The organism is Herbaspirillum sp. (assembly GCF_017744395.1).
Classification (GTDB): Bacteria; Pseudomonadota; Gammaproteobacteria; order Burkholderiales; family Burkholderiaceae_D; genus Herbaspirillum.
In genome coordinates, this window is the sequence record NZ_JAGIBI010000005.1 from 184,365 (window position 1) to 199,730 (window position 15,366).

The following is a 15,366-nucleotide window of genomic DNA, read 5'->3' on the forward strand; positions in this document are numbered from 1 at the left end:
GCGCTGCCGTCGTCACGTGACGGTATGCCAGCGTAGCGGCAGGGGCATTCTCCGCCCCTATCCTTGCTTGTCCAATCCCCGGATACGCCCAGCCAGGACCTGGACGTTCGGCATTCCGGTCGCCGGTTCGTTTCAGATTAAAATGCAGCCTTGCCTGGGCGGCCCGCACTGTCGGCTTTGCCCCAGCGCCACCCCACCAGACAAGGAACCAATGAGCTATACCCCGAGCCGGGCCGTGGGCTACGGCTGCCTGATGCTGAGCATGTCCATGGTCGGCGCTTACGTCGCGCTGACCAAACCGCTGGCAGCGACGCTGCCGGTCTTCCTGCTGGCATGGTTGCGCTTCGGCATCGGCGCCGTCGCCATGTTGCGCTGGCTGAAGAAGCCCGCCACCGAAAAGCCGCTGTCGCCGCAGTCGCGCCGGCTGGTGTTCCTGGAATCCTTCCTCGGCAATTTCCTGTTCACGATCTGCATGATCACCGGCGTGTCGATGACCAGCGCGGTCTCGGCCGGCGTGATCATGTCGGCCATCCCGGCCGTGGTGGCGCTGATGAGCTGGATCTTCCTGAAAGAAAAAATCACCCTGCGCGTGTGGGGCGCGGTGGCTTGCGGCGCGTTGGGCATCGGCATGCTGTCGCTGGCCAAGAACACCCACGGCGCCGGCGAGGCGCACGGCCAATATGCCTGGCTGGGCAACCTGCTGGTGTTCGGCGCGGTGCTGTGCGAGGCTTCGTATGCCGTGATCGGCAAGAAGCTGACCGCCGTGCTCACCCCCAAGCGCATCAGTTCCATCATCAACCTGTGGGGCCTGGCATTGATGACGCCCATGGGTTTTTATACCGCATTGCATTTCGACTTCGGCGCCGTCCCGGCCAATATCTGGGTGCTGCTGGTGTTCTACGCGCTGGCCGCCAGCGTGTGGACCGTGTGGCTGTGGATGACCGGCCTGAAGGTGGTGCCGGCCGGCCGCGCCGGCGTATTCACCGTGATGCTGCCGGTCAGCGCCGCGCTGGTCGGCGTGGCCGCCCTGGGCGAAAGCCTGAGCGCATTGCAGGGCGCGGCCTTCGCCGTGGCGCTGGCCGGCATGCTGCTGGCGACCTTGCCCGGCGGCGCGACCAAGACTGAGGAACAGCCATGAACAAACCGACCCGCCCGCAGGGCAAACCGCAAGCCAAGCCGCAAGCGAAACCGAACGCCAAGGCGGCCGCCAAGCCGCAAGGCCCGGCCAAGGACAAGCCGAAAACCCACGTCGCCACCGACGCCTCGCGCCGCCGCCAGCATAACGCCCACGCCGCGTCGCAAGTGCTGGACGAGGGCGAAGAGCAGGTCTTGCAACTGGCCGCGCTGGCCGCCGCCGTGGCCGCCGGCGAACCGGATGCGGCCGGTCGCCGCGTCGGCCAGGACGAGTTGGAGCGCATGATCCGCAAGTGCCTGCGCCAGCGCGACGACGAAACCCTGTATGAAGCGCTGGAACACCTGCGCTTCGAAGACAGCCGCGGCCATGCCTTGCTGCGCGCGGTGGTGGAAGAGAGCGCCGATGTCGTGCTGATGCGCCGCGGCGACAAGGAAATGGAAATCAACGCCTTCCTGATCCCGTTCCTGGCGCGCACCCGGGGCGGTTTGCAGGCCGAACGCGTGTTCGCCGACGGCGACGCCTTCGACACCCTGCGCGCTAGCCTGCAGGAAGCCGGGCTGGAAAGCGCCAAGGCCCGCGTGGTGCTGGTGCACCACCTGTACCACCCGGACGAGATCGGCGCGCTGACCTACAGCGATGTCGAAGCCATGAACCGCGACGCCTTCGCTTCGCTGACCGACAAGAAGGTGATGAGCGTGCCGGCCATCGAGCGCAGCATGCGCGGCTGGCCGGCGAACGGTTTCGCGGCGGATGATGAAGTGCTGGAACTGCGCTTTTTGCTCGGCTTCGCCCTGAAGGACCTGGACGATCCCTTCTACGCGATCCCGCAGGACGAGGCCGCCGCCGACGCCTATTTCGAACAGCGCGCCGGCCGCTTCCGCGCCTGGGCCGAGCGGCATACGCCGCTGATGCAGCGGTGCCTGACCGGCCAGTCCGGCGAGGCGGCGCAGTGCGAGCTGCACTTCATGTACCAGGACCTGTTCCACGGCGGCAAGCAAACCGGAAATGCCGAATACGGCATGCTGCAGATGATGTCGGAACTGGAGCACGGCCTGGCGCAATCGGGCGCATCCACCGCCGATACTGCCGCGATCTTCGCGGTGGCCGATGAAGACGGCGAGACCGTCCTGCAGGTGCAGTTGCGCGCCGCCGGCAAGGCGCTGGCGCAATCGTCCCTGGTGCTGGACGGCGACCCGCATGCGCAACTGCTGGACGCCGCCGATGCGGTCGGCACGCTGGGCGTGGCGCAGTTCAGGCTGGCCGATGGTTTTGCCGCCGACGGCAGCGTATTGCGCGAGCGCGATTTCCCGGCCTGATTCCCCACCGGCCGGCAGTTCAGTCCAGCAGCGCCTGCAGGCTGAGGCCCTTGGGCTGGCAGCGGAAATACAGGTCGACTTGCATCGGCCGCCAGCCGCGCACCAGTTGGCGCAGGTCGGCATTCATCTGCTGCCTGCCGCAGAAGGCCTCGGCTTTTTCTTTGGCGGCGGCCGTCAGCGCCGGGATCGACATGGTGTAGCTCACCCCGGTGGCGGTGACCATGAACATGTCGCGTTCCTCGGGTTTGACTTCGCTGAAGCTGGCGCAGCCGGCCAGCGCGCCGGCGCCGATGCAGGCCGCCAGCAGATATCGTGATGGTGGATGTAGTGTGCGCATGAGTTCCCCCTCTTGCCGCGGCATTGTTGCCGCAGGGGTCTCAGCGTAAGCGTTGGGGGACGGCGGCAGGGGGCTTCTTACCTTGATTTACGCCGATGCCGTTGCTGTTAAAAAAATGCCGGGATTTGCAAGGACGGCGCGGCGTCGATAGCCATCTCGAAGCCTTGTCCCCAGGTTCAAGCCGAAGTCTGCGAACTCCCCGCCGGCCTGCCGCGACTGGCCAGCAAATGGGCGGCGCCGGCCTCGCTGACCTTCACCTCGGCAACGCCGCCGGGTGAATGGATACGCGTCAGATAACCCCGCGCGTTGGCTTCTTCCCAGACCGGCAGGCGAGGGCACGAGGTGCGCCAGGTTTCGATGACCTCGCTGTAAGGCCGTGCGCCGGGGCCGATCCATTCCAGAAGATCCAGGATCAGGGGTTCGACGGTATCGCGTACCTCCGTCTCTGCATGACCGAACCGGGCTTGGCCAAGCACCTCCGGATTGACGACGTGGATCGGGTGTCCGGCCGCAAAGGACACGATCTGCTCGAAGATGTCGGAGAACTGCAGGTCGAACTCGTCTTCTGTCACGTAGCCGATATGGGGCGTACACACCACGTTGGGCATGTGCAGCAGTGGATGCTGCGGATCCCGCAGCGGCTCCTTATCGTAGACATCCACGGCCGCCATGCCCGGCCGTCCGGCGTGCAATGCCCGCTCCAGCGCACCCGGCGCAATCAAGCCGGAACGACTGGTGTTCACGAGCAGGGCGCTGGGCTGCATCCCATCCAAGTCTTCCGCCGTCACGATGCCGCGGGTTGCCGGCACCAGGCGCATGTGCAGTGAAAGCACGTCGCAAGCCGCGAAGAAAGTCCTCTTGTCGGGCGCGATGTCCCAGCCATCCTGGCGGGCGCGCTGCAGCGAGACCTCGCTGGCCCAGATCAATACCTTCATGCCGAACGCCGCGCCGTAACGCGCCACCTCGGCGCCGATGCGGCCATATCCGTAAATACCCAGCGTTCGCCCGCGCAAGGTCTTGCCCACGCCGATTTGCCAGCGGCCGTCCTGCAGCGCCCGCATTTGTTGCGGAATCTGGCGCATGGCCGCGAGGATCAATCCCCAGGTCAACTCGGCAGCGGCATAGGACGGGGTATCGGCATGCTGGTTCGAGGAAACGATCACGCCCTGCGCGGTACAGGCATCGATATCGATATGCGGAAAGACGCTGCGCTGGCTGATCAACCGCAATTTCGGCAGCCGGGCGATAAGCGGCGCCCGGATCTGCGTACGCTCGCGGATCAGAACAAGCACCTCGGTATCGCGCAGGCGCTCGGCCAGCGCATCGACGTCCTGCACGTGATCGTTCCATATGGTCACGCTATGGCCATCCAGTTTGCGGAAACAAGGCAGGCCGCGCAGGGTGTCGAAATAATCGTCCAGAATGGTGATGTTCATGATCAGGCTCCCTCCTAGCTGGATGCATATCTTGAGCGCATCAGGACAGGCGGTAAAATGAAATTATTTCTGGGATTAATAAGTTTTTCTTATGAAAATCGACATCCTTGGCGTGCAGGCGTTCATCGCCATTGCCGATCACGGCAGCTTCCAGGGCGCCGCCGATGCTTTGCACGTGACTCAAACGGCGATTACGTTGCGCTTGCGCAAGCTTGAAGATTTTCTCGGCGTAACGCTGATCGAACGCACGACACGTTCGATTGCTCTCACGGAAATCGGGCGGGACTTCCTTCCCCAGGCGCGACGGCTGCTCGGCGAACTGGCCGACGCCCTGATCGAAATTCGCGAGACCGGCATCGCCCGGCGCGGCGACGTCTCGATTGCCTGCGTACCGACCGTGGGCGTGCAGTACCTGCCGCGCATCATGCAGGCATATTCCGCGCGTTACCCGCACAACCGCATCAAGATTCTCGATCACGCCTCATCCGCGGTCGCGGAAGCAGTGCTGCGCCGTGAAGCGGAATTCGGCATCAACATCGCCGGGGAACATCACCCGGAACTCGTCAGCCTGCCGTTGACCGAGGACCGGTACGTACTGATTTGCCATGAAGATCATCCCCTGGCCAAACGGCGGCGCATCGCCTGGAGGCAGTTGCAGCCCTATCCGCTGATTTTTGCCGGCGAGGTGAGCGGCAATCGGGCCTTGCTGGATCTTGCCCTGGAAGCCAATAGCCTCGCATTGCGCTCGTTCTACGAAGTGCAGCGTAGTTCGACGGCGGTGGGACTGGTGGCGCAAGGCGTGGGCGTCGCCGTCGTGCCGCGGCTGGCGATACAGAAGGGTGCTTATCCCACCGTGCGGATGGTCGAACTTGCCGATCCTGTCGTTTCCCGAACGCTAGTGCTTGTAACGCGCAAAACTGCCCACCTGTCTCCGGCGGCGCAGGCGCTTTACGACATGATTCGGGAACAGGCGACTGAGCATTGATGGATAAATGAGCGCAGGCTTGGCTGCGAGCAAATCAATAGCGCAACGGTGCGACAGTGCTATTTTTTCAGTCTACTATTGGCGTGATTCAAGAGGCGCACCTGTTTACCCATGTCGATGCCCAGACAATCTCTTTATCCAGTCATATGATGCCCAAAACCGGCCCCGAAGAACTGATTTCCCGCCTGGCACTTCAACCGCATCCGGAAGGAGGGCATTTCAGGGAAACCTATCGCAGCCAGGAACGTATCAAGCGCTCGCATGGCGATTCGACACGCTCGGCTGCCACTGCCATCTATTACCTGCTTCGCGGCAAGGAAAGGTCGACGTGGCACCGAATCAAATCGGACGAAATGTGGCACTTCTATGATGGTGCCCCCTTGCATGTGTACGTCCTCCTACCGGAGGGAAGGCTGACAGTCTTCCGCCTCGGCAATCCATTGGAACACGAGGGAGCGGATTTCCAGGCGCTGGTTCCTGCCGGCGCCTGGTTCGCGGCAGAGTGTACGGTCGCAGACGGCTACAGCCTGGTCGGATGCACCGTGGCACCAGGCTTCGAGTTTGATGAATTTGAGATCGCGCGAGCAGATCTTCTCCTGAAGGATTGGCCTCAGCATGGAGAACTGATTAAACGCTTGGCATGAAAATGCCAACGACCTCGCAAGAACTGGGATGCGAAGTATGTCTGCAACCGGCCAGAGCCGGACTTTCCCGCCGACACCCTAAGATACAATCACTTCATGACTATCCGCCCAGCCACAGCCGAAGACGCGTCAGCCATCAGTGCCTTGATTGGTTCGCTCGCGCATCACTTTCTGGTCCACGCCGATGGTTCACAGGCTGATGCCTTCCTGATGACGCTCACAGCCGAAAGCATTGAGCGGAAAATCGCATCTGCAGAGCTCGACTATTATGTTTCAGTCTTTGAGAGCCAAATGACAGGCGTTATCTCTGTCCGTGGTGGCACGCACCTGTTCCACCTGTTCGTCAGCGAAGACTTCCAGAGAAAGGGCATCGCCTACGCTCTTTGGACTCATGTTAAGAATATCTATGGATGGTCATCATCCGAGGTGCCGGTCACGGTCAATTCAACGCCCATTGGAGTGCCTTTCTACGAGTATGTGGGATTTCGGCAGGCAGGCCCACGGGCGGAGAAAAACGGCGTCGCCTACATTCCAATGCAGTTAGCCGTCATGGAACTGAATTCTCTGAAAGAGTAGCTTTCTGCCTTTGACTGTGGCGGGCCGCCCGCTTCCGGCCAGAAACAGACCAAAGTATCCGAATGATCGTTCCTACGGCCGATGCCTGCCACATCCGCACGAGGCGTGCAAAAGCGAATGAGGCCGCCCGCCGCCTCGTAAGTGAGTCACGGGACAATGAACTCAACTGTACGGCTAGTAAGGATCCGATGCGCTGCGTCGGCCAGTTCGAGCGTGAGTTGATGCTTTCCGCTGGATAAGCCTTGTACAACAATCGGCCCGTCATCGGCATGTACCCAATGCCATGAAGCGCTATCCAGCGTAACGTGCAAATGGCCCAGGCGCGGTACTACTTGAGCGGCCGCCTCTCCATAGAGGGGTGCAATTTTTACACTCTCGGATCTGAATGGAATCACTACGACGCCTTTTAAAAGCAATGGCGCAATCGGATCGCTTACCGACAGCGCCGCCGATGTCTGATCCCCGGTGCCATGTCCACTATGCTCAGCCCCTTGAGCTGCATTGATGCACCAAAGCGCAAATACGATGCCGAGGCAAAAACGTGCTGGATTCATTCGAATTTTCATATGCATCCTTGAAATAATTGGCAAATGTAATCACTGATTACATTCTGATTGTAGCAATTCTTCTTTAAAATGTAATCAGCATTTACATTTCCTGAAAATCCAAGAGTGGATCAATGGCCTCTACGCATAAAGAAAACACGCAAAAGTCTGCTGAAAAGAAAGCCGGTCGTCGTGCATACCATCATGGCGACTTGCGGAAGGCGTTGATAGAAGCCTGCGTGCATTTGATCGAAGACAAAGGACTGGAAGCTGTCAGCGTGCGAGAAGTGGCAAAGCTGGTCGGCGTGTCGCCTGCCGCGCCGTTCCGTCACTTTGCCACTCGCACTGCATTACTTACCGCGGTTGCTGAAGAGGCTCAGGACAGGCTTGGCGCTTCTATCGCAGACGCATTACGCGCAGCAGCTTTAGAAACTCCATTGATGCAATTTCGTGCTATCGGCGTCGGTTTTCTACGGTGGTCATTTACTAATCCGACACATTTCCAAGTTATATCTACGCGTTCTGTCATTGACTATGAAGGAGCGCAGCTAAGAAATCGCAATGATCTGATTCGCGTCAAAATGAATGAATTAATGCAGGATGCCGCGTCGCAGGGCTTGCTTCGCCCTGGCGATGTGACGCGATATCAAATTGCGGCGCGCGCCATGGTATACGGTCTGGCGCGTATGTATATTGACGGTCAGTTTCCGAGTTGGGGGTTACCGGAAAAAGGGGCGCTGGCTGAAAGTGTGCAAATCCTGGACGAATTTATCGGCAGCATTTCGATGGAAACATAAGCTGGCGACAATCGTGGCGCTGACGATCCAATACCGTTAAAAATGCCTGACTAGCCACGCAGGTCCACAAACGGCCAATTTCGGATGTTCGGTGGGCACATCCAGCTTGGAGTAATGCGTGCAAATTTTGAGGAAATGAGAGATTCACTAAGGGAAAAAGTGATTGCAGTTTGCGACGAAAAAATAGCTAAAAAGGGGGCCAAATGTCGGCCTGTCTTTTTATGCCTTTTTCGCTAACAAAAATGACAATCCTGAGTTGCTTATGGAAGCCGCTGAATGGTGGATTCGCGAGCATGAACTAGACCATTTTGAAAAAGCGGCAAAGATTAAAAAATTGGTTCAACAGACTAGACCGTAACCGGCCAGAATCGGCCCCTCAGACGCCGATATATTCCAAATGAATGATTGGGTAAGGTCGACCTTGCCCGTCAAGCGAAGAATAACCTGTGCGCTTAAAGCCCATCTTTTTGTAAAAGCCCAATGCTTGAGCGTTTTGCTCGTTGACGTCGGTTGTCATTTTTGGGTGAAGTGAAAGGCCGTGACGAACGAGTGCGGCGCCAATGCCCGTCCCGCGGTAAGCGGGGTCAACGAACAAGGCCTCCATATGCCCGTTGTCGATGAACATGAACGCCAATGGGTAATCATTGGCATCCACAGCGAACCAGAGTGGGACTTGGGGCAGAAAGTCGCAAACCATCTCATCGATAGCTTGGCGATCCTCCTGGGACAGAAAGTTATGAGTAGCATCAACCGCGCGGCGCCAAATTTCAACAGCACGTTCGCCCTCATAGGGATGAGTATTTCTAATACTAGTCACTTTTTGATTGTAAAACACTACAAGGCGCGGGGCTGAATCCGCAATAAAAAAAACACCTCAGGGTGGTCTTTTATTAGTGGCACGACTTGTCATTCCAAGGGCCGCTTCGGGGCATATCGGACTGACAGTGATAGGCTGCTTTCGGCAAAAATCGGACGCCGAAGACCTTAGGCGCACTTTACTTTAAACTCTTCTCAGTCAGGTCTAAGCTAAAATTCATGCGCATTTCAAGTGCTATTTGTGCTATCGCTTTTCTTTCACTCACACCAAATGCTCAAGCTGAAAGCATGCCCTCCAATGCGGAAAAAATACTAAGCGAAATATTTCCATCGATGCAAATACGCTCTACTACGATGGGTGACCTTGATGGAGATGGCATATCTGACATTGCCACAGTCTTAGCGGGTACATCTGCGGGAGAGCATGCGCAACAGATTGTCGTGTTGCAAGGTGTTCAACCTGGCCAATATCAATTGTGGAGTCGATCGAACCCGTTCGCTGAACTTCGTAAAGGAGGGCCTGATCTTGAGATCAGGAAAGGATCGATTTTTCTGTATTACCGAGACGTGACGTGCTGCGCAGCAGGGTATCGGCATCTGCAGTTCAAATTCAACGGACAACAGTTTCGCTTAATTGGCGTGCGCGTTGGGGAAACTTCCACAAGGGAAGAAGATGACTTCGAACGTGACGTAAGTTTTAACGTCATCACGGGCGACAAGGTTGAAACGAAACGAGTGGGAAAGCAGAAGAAGCAGATCAAAACGAAGATTCCAACCAAAGAATCGCAGGCACTTGACGAATTTGGTATGGACCTAGCTTCTTGGATAGAAGACGCAATTCAATTCGATATAAAAGATGACTTTGGCGCATGGGCTCCGCTTCCAAGAGAAAAGTAAATAGTTCAGAGATATCTCTGACATATGGTAAATGCCATTCGAGAGAGCATAGGTGATGATGTAGCATCTGCTTCTGCTCATTAGGAAGGAATGGAAATACGCTAGGCTGGAGACGCATTGGGTCACGCAACCGACGTCTGCAACCAGCCAGAAGTGGCCATCCTCATCGACACAAGCTGGCAACATGCGGCCAGAAGCGGACCAACTTCATCGGATGACATTGGACAGTCAGTCCGTGAAAACGGAATTGATCATGACATTTTCAATATATGCGTTGCTCGGTGAAGGAGCGCCATCGATTACAAATGAATCGTTGGCTTCCGACCTTACGTATTTTTTTCGCAACGAGGAAGGTTTCGTACTGCAGTTCGAGCAATTACCCTTCGCAAAGATCAAAACCCTGGCACTGCGCTGGGACGCTTGGTTGGTGCGAGTGAGCTATGAGCAAGGCGCTAATGTCGCTCAAGACTCTGCTGAGATTAGCAAGATCGTTGGCGACGCGGGGCTCTGCAATATTGCCGACATAGACAAGCGAATTCGGGTGGTGTTCAGTGATGATGATTCGCAAGAGCATACGAATCAGATCATCTATGTGATGGACTTCCTGCGTGAAATACCAGGAGTCGTTATCTTTGACCCACAACAGCAAGACTTGGTAACGTAAAAATATCGAAATCCAAGAAAGTACTTCCTGCGTTCTGCCCGTAAAAAGATTGCGCAGTTCGTCGGAAAAGTCCGCTACCGGCCAGAAGCAGACTGATTGACATCTATCTACCGAACGAAATTTACTACGAGCGCTATTAGCAGGCGTGCGACATCCAATCTCTAAGATGGAAATCATTCCTTACAAGTCTGTTGGCCCAATCGAGTTTAGTGCAGATGAAAAATATATTGTCTCGGTTCTGGGATCCCCTTTAAACCGAAAATAAATCAATTTGGAGAGAACGAGCTACGCTATCAAAATGCTGTTTATCGGTTAGCTGAGGGCAAGGGGCTTGTAGAGTGTTCGGTATGCTCGAGAGAAATTATTCTTGCTGGGGTAACTATGCCATCCAAATGGATTTCCTCGTTCATTAATAAAAACGACCCTGCGATGAAGACGACATTGGGATTTGTGATCAGCCCTCAATTTGGTATTAGCGTTGATCTAGAATCTAAATGGATTTCAGCGTTTGTGCCGGGTAGATGGGACAGATTTCTAGCGTGATTCTGGATGCTACTGAATGCAATTTGAATCAATGGCCGCTTGGAGGTATTCGTGAGTCTGCTATCGGCCAGAAGTGGACCAACCGGAAACTTAGAGAAAATGTGATGCAAAATTTTAGAGCACATCCTTTGGAATCCCAATTCACGTTCTCGCGCGGAACGGAAATCCGACGGATAGAGTACGTCCCTTCAACTGGTCTGAAGGTCTATGTCGCTGATGTGTATGGTCGATCAGGGTGCATGGTGTCATTCGATGACACCACCGGTTTCAGGGTATTGGATGAGCGCGACCTCATGGAATATTGGCCTGTTTGCTCGACGCCTAACGGGTGGCTTTTTGATATCAAGGAAGGCGGTTGGTTGGACCAAGAGCGACTTCGAATCGGAAACAACATGTTGTCCATATATCCCGATGTCAAAGAATATTTAATCACCGGAATCAACGAATGCGTTTCTGTGTTCAGCACCGTGAATCCCGAATTAACCCACTATCAACCTTGAGGCTTTCTTTTCACAGTTGACTGCGTAACGTAGCGGAGAAGTCAGCTATCGGCCAGAAATGGACTTCATCGATACTCATGACATCAATGTACCATCCTTGCCGCCTGGTCAATCAACTCTGCCACAGCATCCGGATGTGAAACTAATGACATATGGCTGGAGCGGATCTCCACCGTGTGAGCACCCGTCATCGCGGCAAGCTTGCGCTGAACCGGAGTGGGCAGCGCGTGGTCACCCTCTGTGATCAGATACCAGCTCGGCTTATCGTGCCATGCCGCACGGCCGATCTTCTCGCCGAACGCTGTGGCCGCGATTGGCTGCTGGACAGCGACTAGCCCCGGCAGTTCACCCGGATCGACATCGTTAGCCATCACCTTGGAAAACGCGCCAGGCTCATCAAGCCATACCAGGCTATTGGAGTCAGGCGCCATGCCTTGCATGGGCGCGTGCAAACGCTCCAGCAACTGCCCAACGCTCTCGCCGGAATCTGGCGCCAGTGCCGACACGTAGACCAGACCGCGTACTTTGGAATGATTTCCGGCTTCGGTAATCACCGCACCGCCCCAGGAATGGCCGACCAGCAGCACATCATGCGGTTGACGCTCGATCACCCTGGTGGTGGCCGTCACATCAGCCTCCAGCGACGTCAACGGATTTTGCACCGCTGTGACGCGATACCCCTTCTGATGCAACAGGGTGATCACCTTGGACCAACTTGAACCATCGGTAAAAGCGCCGTGGACAAGGACAATATCAATTGGCTTCTGCATCTCGGATTGCGCCTTTGCCAGGACAGGATTCAATGATGCGACCGCCAGCAGCGCCAGCAGTATCTTCCGTCCTGCCACCGAGATCATGTGATTTACTTTGCTCATATCGCTTCCTTAGTGGCCATAGAATCAAATGAACTTGGCGTCAGGCGCCCAGTGTGCCGGGAATTCGGCCGACGCCAATGCAGGCAAGCAGGCGTGGGCCTGGTAGCTGGCCACTTTATGAGCGATGAAGGCGTCTTGGCCCATCATCACATTCAAAGCCTCTCGGTTGGGGCAGGAAGCCAGGATCATGCCTCCTGTTTTCGATTCCAGCGGGCCGGCGAAAATTACGCTTCCTTCGCGGACGTTCGCCACCAACCAGGCCTTGTGGGGTTCCAGGTGCTGGTTCACTTCCTCAATGGGACGGGTATAGGTCAACAAGACTGCATAGATCATGATGCACCCTCTAAATCAATTGGTCAGTTGGGAAAAAGACCGGCGACGGTGGCCGGAATATGGGCGAGCGCCTCACGCATGGACTTGCTACGCAGTTCTGCGCCTTTGGTCAGAAGCTCTGCCCGCACAAAGCGTACGCGTTGGATACCGAGGAACCCGAAAAAGGCCTTCAGGTAGGACTCCTGGTGATCCATCACTTCCGCCGGTCCGCTGGAATACATGCCGCCGCGGGTAGAAGCCACGATCACTGCCTTGTCTCCGGAGAGACCGATGGGGCCGGTGTCGGTATAGCGGAAGGTGCGTCCAGGTTGAGCAACGCGGTCCAGCCAAGCCTTTAGCTGGCTGGGCACGGAAAAGTTGTACATCGGCACGCCTAGCACGATCACGTCGCTGTCCAGCAATTCGCTGACCAGGGTTTCTGAGAGAGCATGCTCGACACGCATTGCCGCATCATCGGAAACGACACCAGGCGAACGAAAACCGGCGGCGATGGCGCCATCCAAATGAGCGATAGGTGTTTGCGCCAGGTCGCGTACGCTAACCTGGGCACTGGGATGCAGAGTGCGCAACTCCTCGACCACCGCAGCGCTGAGCGTGCGCGAAGCCGAGGCTTCACCGAGGATGCTGGAATCGAGATGGAGGATCTTCATGGCAGGGGGCCTTTCAGGAAATCGGAAAAAATAGAGAACACGGGATCACGATATCCATTGGATCAAGCCGCCACTAGTCACCGCCAACGCACCAGATTGTTCCATTTGCAGGACAATTCAGCCTCTATAATCAAGTCTTCTCTTCAAGGCCCGCCCCTATGGAAGACCTCAATGACCTTGCCCTGTTTGCCGCCGTCGTAGTGCACGGTAGTTTCTCCGCGGCAGCACGGGCGCTCAACATACCCAAATCGCGCATCAGCCGCCGCGTGGCCGAGCTGGAACAGCGATTGGGTGTACGGCTGCTCCAGCGTTCCACTCGCGTGGTGCGCGTCACTGATGTGGGCTCGGCCTTCTTTACCCATTGCGAAGCCGTGACCAATGCCGCACGCGCGGCAGTGGAAGTAACGGAACATGCCGGGGCCAAGCCCGCCGGCCGCCTGCGGGTGAGTTCACCGATGGGTGTCGCGCACGTCTTCTTGGCCCCGCTATTGGCGCGGTTCCTAAAAGCGCATCCGGATGTCCGGCTGGAACTGGAGTTGAGCAACCGGCGAGTCGATGTGATCGGCGAGGGTTTCGATGTCGCCATGCGGGTCAGGAGCACACTGGAAGACTCCAACCTGGTCGTGCGCACCTTCGGCGCCAGCCAGCAGATTCTCACGGCCAGCCCGGCCTTCATCCGCACCCATGGCCGCCTTGATACCCCCGCTTCGCTCCAGGGCCTGCATGGACTCGGCCCTGGCGGCATGCCCGGTGAGCCTGCCTGCTGGCGATTGCAGGGGCCGGAAGGCGAAGTAGTCGAGATCGACTATGTCTGCGCGTTGCAAACAGATGACGTACATCTGATGATGGCAGCCGCCGTGGGCGGCGCCGGTTTGGCCCTACTGCCATTCAATGTCTGCCATGAGACAATTCGCCGGGGCGAACTGACGGTGCTGCTTCCTCGGCACCGGGCACCTGCGCACCAGTTGCATGCGGTATTTCCCTCCCGCCGGGGTCTGGTGCCGGCGGTACGCGCCTTCATCGAATTCTTGGCCGTGGAACTGACACAGACGATGCATCGGGAAAACCAGGCCTTGCAGGAATTGCTGGCTGGAATTTGCGCGAATCGCTAGGGAACATCTTCCCGCAAACGTCGCTGGCCGCCTGCCTGATCGGACGCTACTCGGCACGTATCCGCCGCCAACACATGGTGGCCGTTGCTCAAGCCGATAACGCAACCAAGCAGCTCCGTATGTGGATGTCGGCTTCCGGCCAGATGCTGGCTTTCGGTCTCGACCGACTTTATTCTCCCGCCGTCACCACAACTTATCTCACAGCGCCCGTACAGGAATGCAAATATCGCAGCTGAACTCACCCGTTTCAGGATCCCGCGCAGTAGCAGCGGCGAACATCTCGAAACACGGCCGATCGTCGCATTGCAGCCCGCTGGACGGCAGCCATTCGCGCGTCAGCCAGATCCAGGCCCCGGCGATCGTCTCCGGCTTGCCTTTGAAACGTGCCGCCGCATAACGTCCGCCTGGCAGGACCAGGCTATCGGTCTTCTCGCTGCCAGGAAAATCTGCCGCCACTTCAACACAAGCGTCGTATCGGCACTTTGAGGCCGGCGTAACCGATGGATCGTCATAGCCGATTCCGTAGCATGTCGCATCGCTCAGGCCATGCGACTGCATCCAGGGCGCCATCCTGTTGCGCCAGAACTCGCCGATGGCGGGGCCATAGGGGCCGATCAGGCGTTGGTAGGCGACGCGCACCGCGGGCAATTCGATAATGCGCACTTCCATGGTAGTCCCTTCCGTAGTGAGGTAAGAGACGTCATCTTCGGCGAATGCGATCTGGCGTGCCTGATCGAGATTGCCAAAGACCTGATCCGGATTGCTTTCCCGGCCGTTTTTCCGTTGCCCCATGGCGGCGGCTTGCTTCGCCATGCGCCGTGGAGTATCGGAACGCCATTCCGATGGCGTGCAGCCGAACCTGAGTTTGAAGGCGCGCGCGAACGCTTCTGCCGAACCGAATCCTGTGGCCAGGGCGGTTTCCAGGACCGTTTCATCGTTCCCGCACGACAAGCGGAAAGCCGCTTTCTCAAGCCGACGCCGCCGGGCGTAGCTGCCCAGTGTCTCGCCCATGATGGCGGCGAAGATCCGATGGAAATGAAAGCGGGAGAAATTGGCGACGTCGGCCAACTCTGCGCCATCCAGCGGTTGGTCCAGATGGGCATCGATATAGTTGAGCACGCGGTTCATGCGCCGCGTGTATTCGGCGCGAGAAGCCTGGGCGGAAGCTTTGCTGGTCATGTCGGCGGATTATAACCCTCGATCCG

The 15,366-nt window shown here is 57.3% G+C and carries 18 protein-coding genes and 1 pseudogene; 11 read left to right on the forward strand and 8 right to left on the reverse strand.

Annotated features, from left to right (window positions below; all coding sequences use genetic code 11):
• The first annotated feature begins 211 nt into the window (after positions 1 to 211).
• Both J7548_RS14515 and J7548_RS14520 read left to right on the forward strand, forming a co-directional pair.
• On the forward strand, positions 212 to 1,138 hold the full coding sequence (locus J7548_RS14515; protein WP_290975440.1) for a DMT family transporter: 927 nt from the start codon (positions 212 to 214) through the stop codon (positions 1,136 to 1,138).
• A complete protein-coding gene (locus tag J7548_RS14520; RefSeq protein ID WP_290975443.1) occupies positions 1,135 to 2,451 on the forward strand; it encodes a DUF2863 family protein in 1,317 nt (438 codons plus the stop codon). Before J7548_RS14515 ends, J7548_RS14520 begins: the two co-directional genes overlap by 4 nt.
• 19 nt (positions 2,452 to 2,470) lie before the next feature.
• Here the strand turns inward: J7548_RS14520 and J7548_RS14525 are convergent, their stop codons facing one another.
• Positions 2,471 to 2,788: a hypothetical protein gene (locus tag J7548_RS14525; RefSeq protein WP_290975445.1), complete on the reverse strand. Its 318-nt coding sequence runs from the start codon at positions 2,786 to 2,788 to the stop codon at positions 2,471 to 2,473.
• A 470-nt stretch (positions 2,789 to 3,258) separates the two neighbouring features.
• A pseudogene (locus J7548_RS14530) lies at positions 3,259 to 4,224 on the reverse strand (D-2-hydroxyacid dehydrogenase family protein); the annotation flags it as partial.
• A 91-nt stretch (positions 4,225 to 4,315) separates the two neighbouring features.
• Here J7548_RS14530 and J7548_RS14535 point away from each other — a divergent pair.
• The 3 genes from J7548_RS14535 to J7548_RS14545 all read left to right on the forward strand — a co-directional run bounded on the left by J7548_RS14535 (position 4,316) and on the right by J7548_RS14545 (position 6,429).
• Positions 4,316 to 5,209 (forward strand): LysR family transcriptional regulator, encoded by an 894-nt coding sequence (locus tag J7548_RS14535; RefSeq protein WP_290975447.1) that lies wholly within the window; start codon positions 4,316 to 4,318, stop codon positions 5,207 to 5,209.
• 149 nt (positions 5,210 to 5,358) lie between these two features.
• The gene (locus J7548_RS14540) at positions 5,359 to 5,853 is read left to right on the forward strand and encodes a cupin domain-containing protein (RefSeq protein ID WP_290975592.1); all 495 of its coding nucleotides are present in this window, start codon (positions 5,359 to 5,361) and stop codon (positions 5,851 to 5,853) included.
• Between the two features lie 96 nt (positions 5,854 to 5,949).
• Entirely contained in the window at positions 5,950 to 6,429 is a 480-nt protein-coding gene (locus J7548_RS14545; protein WP_290975449.1) for a GNAT family N-acetyltransferase, read from the forward strand.
• Positions 6,430 to 6,575: 146 nt separating this feature from the next.
• Here the strand turns inward: J7548_RS14545 and J7548_RS14550 are convergent, their stop codons facing one another.
• Complete coding sequence (locus J7548_RS14550) at positions 6,576 to 6,983, reverse strand: DUF6130 family protein (RefSeq protein ID WP_290975451.1); 408 nt, start codon at positions 6,981 to 6,983, stop codon at positions 6,576 to 6,578.
• Between the two features lie 125 nt (positions 6,984 to 7,108).
• Here J7548_RS14550 and J7548_RS14555 point away from each other — a divergent pair, with 125 nt between their 5' ends.
• Positions 7,109 to 7,771, forward strand: a complete 663-nt coding sequence (locus J7548_RS14555; protein WP_290975453.1) for a TetR/AcrR family transcriptional regulator — start codon at positions 7,109 to 7,111, stop codon at positions 7,769 to 7,771.
• A gap of 211 nt (positions 7,772 to 7,982) precedes the next feature.
• Positions 7,983 to 8,129: a DUF6500 family protein gene (locus tag J7548_RS14560; protein WP_290975595.1), complete on the forward strand. Its 147-nt coding sequence runs from the start codon at positions 7,983 to 7,985 to the stop codon at positions 8,127 to 8,129.
• Between the two features lie 18 nt (positions 8,130 to 8,147).
• On the opposite strand, the gene J7548_RS14565 is transcribed toward J7548_RS14560, so the two are convergent.
• Complete coding sequence (locus J7548_RS14565) at positions 8,148 to 8,588, reverse strand: acetyltransferase (RefSeq protein WP_290975598.1); 441 nt, start codon at positions 8,586 to 8,588, stop codon at positions 8,148 to 8,150.
• Positions 8,589 to 8,806: 218 nt separating this feature from the next.
• Between J7548_RS14565 and J7548_RS14570 the strand changes: the two genes are divergently transcribed.
• From J7548_RS14570 to J7548_RS14580, 3 genes are all read left to right on the forward strand, one after another.
• A complete protein-coding gene (locus J7548_RS14570; RefSeq protein ID WP_290975455.1) occupies positions 8,807 to 9,484 on the forward strand; it encodes a hypothetical protein in 678 nt (225 codons plus the stop codon).
• Between the two features lie 253 nt (positions 9,485 to 9,737).
• Positions 9,738 to 10,148, forward strand: coding sequence for a hypothetical protein (locus J7548_RS14575; RefSeq protein ID WP_290975457.1), 411 nt, complete (start codon positions 9,738 to 9,740; stop codon positions 10,146 to 10,148).
• 521 nt (positions 10,149 to 10,669) lie between these two features.
• Complete coding sequence (locus tag J7548_RS14580; protein ID WP_290975459.1) at positions 10,670 to 11,191, forward strand: hypothetical protein; 522 nt, start codon at positions 10,670 to 10,672, stop codon at positions 11,189 to 11,191.
• 83 nt (positions 11,192 to 11,274) lie between these two features.
• Here J7548_RS14580 and J7548_RS14585 read toward each other — a convergent pair whose 3' ends face one another.
• Genes J7548_RS14585 through J7548_RS14595 form a run of 3 tightly spaced genes read right to left on the reverse strand, consistent with a single transcriptional unit; the run spans position 11,275 to position 13,049 of the window.
• Complete coding sequence (locus J7548_RS14585) at positions 11,275 to 12,066, reverse strand: alpha/beta hydrolase (RefSeq protein WP_290975461.1); 792 nt, start codon at positions 12,064 to 12,066, stop codon at positions 11,275 to 11,277.
• Between the two features lie 24 nt (positions 12,067 to 12,090).
• The gene (locus tag J7548_RS14590) at positions 12,091 to 12,399 is read right to left on the reverse strand and encodes a hypothetical protein (RefSeq protein WP_290975463.1); all 309 of its coding nucleotides are present in this window, start codon (positions 12,397 to 12,399) and stop codon (positions 12,091 to 12,093) included.
• A 23-nt stretch (positions 12,400 to 12,422) separates the two neighbouring features.
• Positions 12,423 to 13,049, reverse strand: a complete 627-nt coding sequence (locus tag J7548_RS14595; protein WP_290975465.1) for an FMN-dependent NADH-azoreductase — start codon at positions 13,047 to 13,049, stop codon at positions 12,423 to 12,425.
• A gap of 158 nt (positions 13,050 to 13,207) precedes the next feature.
• Between J7548_RS14595 and J7548_RS14600 the strand changes: the two genes are divergently transcribed.
• The gene (locus tag J7548_RS14600; protein ID WP_290975467.1) at positions 13,208 to 14,161 is read left to right on the forward strand and encodes a LysR substrate-binding domain-containing protein; all 954 of its coding nucleotides are present in this window, start codon (positions 13,208 to 13,210) and stop codon (positions 14,159 to 14,161) included.
• Positions 14,162 to 14,359: 198 nt separating this feature from the next.
• On the opposite strand, the gene J7548_RS14605 is transcribed toward J7548_RS14600, so the two are convergent.
• Complete coding sequence (locus J7548_RS14605; protein ID WP_290975469.1) at positions 14,360 to 15,340, reverse strand: GyrI-like domain-containing protein; 981 nt, start codon at positions 15,338 to 15,340, stop codon at positions 14,360 to 14,362.
• Positions 15,341 to 15,366: the final 26 nt, after the last annotated feature.

What these genes read in the sequence shown, in the direction of transcription:
- J7548_RS14545 (WP_290975449.1), top strand. Translation starts at nt 5,950, where the DNA reads ATGACTATCCGCCCAGCCACAGCCGAAGACGCGTCAGCCATCAGTGCC.
- J7548_RS14540 (WP_290975592.1), top strand. Translation starts at nt 5,359, where the DNA reads ATGCCCAAAACCGGCCCCGAAGAACTGATTTCCCGCCTGGCACTTCAA.
- J7548_RS14520 (WP_290975443.1), top strand. Translation starts at nt 1,135, where the DNA reads ATGAACAAACCGACCCGCCCGCAGGGCAAACCGCAAGCCAAGCCGCAA.
- J7548_RS14595 (WP_290975465.1), bottom strand. Translation starts at nt 13,049, where the DNA reads ATGAAGATCCTCCATCTCGATTCCAGCATCCTCGGTGAAGCCTCGGCT.
- J7548_RS14600 (WP_290975467.1), top strand. Translation starts at nt 13,208, where the DNA reads ATGGAAGACCTCAATGACCTTGCCCTGTTTGCCGCCGTCGTAGTGCAC.
- J7548_RS14590 (WP_290975463.1), bottom strand. Translation starts at nt 12,399, where the DNA reads ATGATCTATGCAGTCTTGTTGACCTATACCCGTCCCATTGAGGAAGTG.
- J7548_RS14580 (WP_290975459.1), top strand. Translation starts at nt 10,670, where the DNA reads ATGGGACAGATTTCTAGCGTGATTCTGGATGCTACTGAATGCAATTTG.
- J7548_RS14535 (WP_290975447.1), top strand. Translation starts at nt 4,316, where the DNA reads ATGAAAATCGACATCCTTGGCGTGCAGGCGTTCATCGCCATTGCCGAT.
- J7548_RS14515 (WP_290975440.1), top strand. Translation starts at nt 212, where the DNA reads ATGAGCTATACCCCGAGCCGGGCCGTGGGCTACGGCTGCCTGATGCTG.
- J7548_RS14605 (WP_290975469.1), bottom strand. Translation starts at nt 15,340, where the DNA reads ATGACCAGCAAAGCTTCCGCCCAGGCTTCTCGCGCCGAATACACGCGG.
- J7548_RS14570 (WP_290975455.1), top strand. Translation starts at nt 8,807, where the DNA reads ATGCGCATTTCAAGTGCTATTTGTGCTATCGCTTTTCTTTCACTCACA.
- J7548_RS14550 (WP_290975451.1), bottom strand. Translation starts at nt 6,983, where the DNA reads ATGAATCCAGCACGTTTTTGCCTCGGCATCGTATTTGCGCTTTGGTGC.
- J7548_RS14575 (WP_290975457.1), top strand. Translation starts at nt 9,738, where the DNA reads ATGACATTTTCAATATATGCGTTGCTCGGTGAAGGAGCGCCATCGATT.
- J7548_RS14555 (WP_290975453.1), top strand. Translation starts at nt 7,109, where the DNA reads ATGGCCTCTACGCATAAAGAAAACACGCAAAAGTCTGCTGAAAAGAAA.
- J7548_RS14585 (WP_290975461.1), bottom strand. Translation starts at nt 12,066, where the DNA reads ATGAGCAAAGTAAATCACATGATCTCGGTGGCAGGACGGAAGATACTG.
- J7548_RS14525 (WP_290975445.1), bottom strand. Translation starts at nt 2,788, where the DNA reads ATGCGCACACTACATCCACCATCACGATATCTGCTGGCGGCCTGCATC.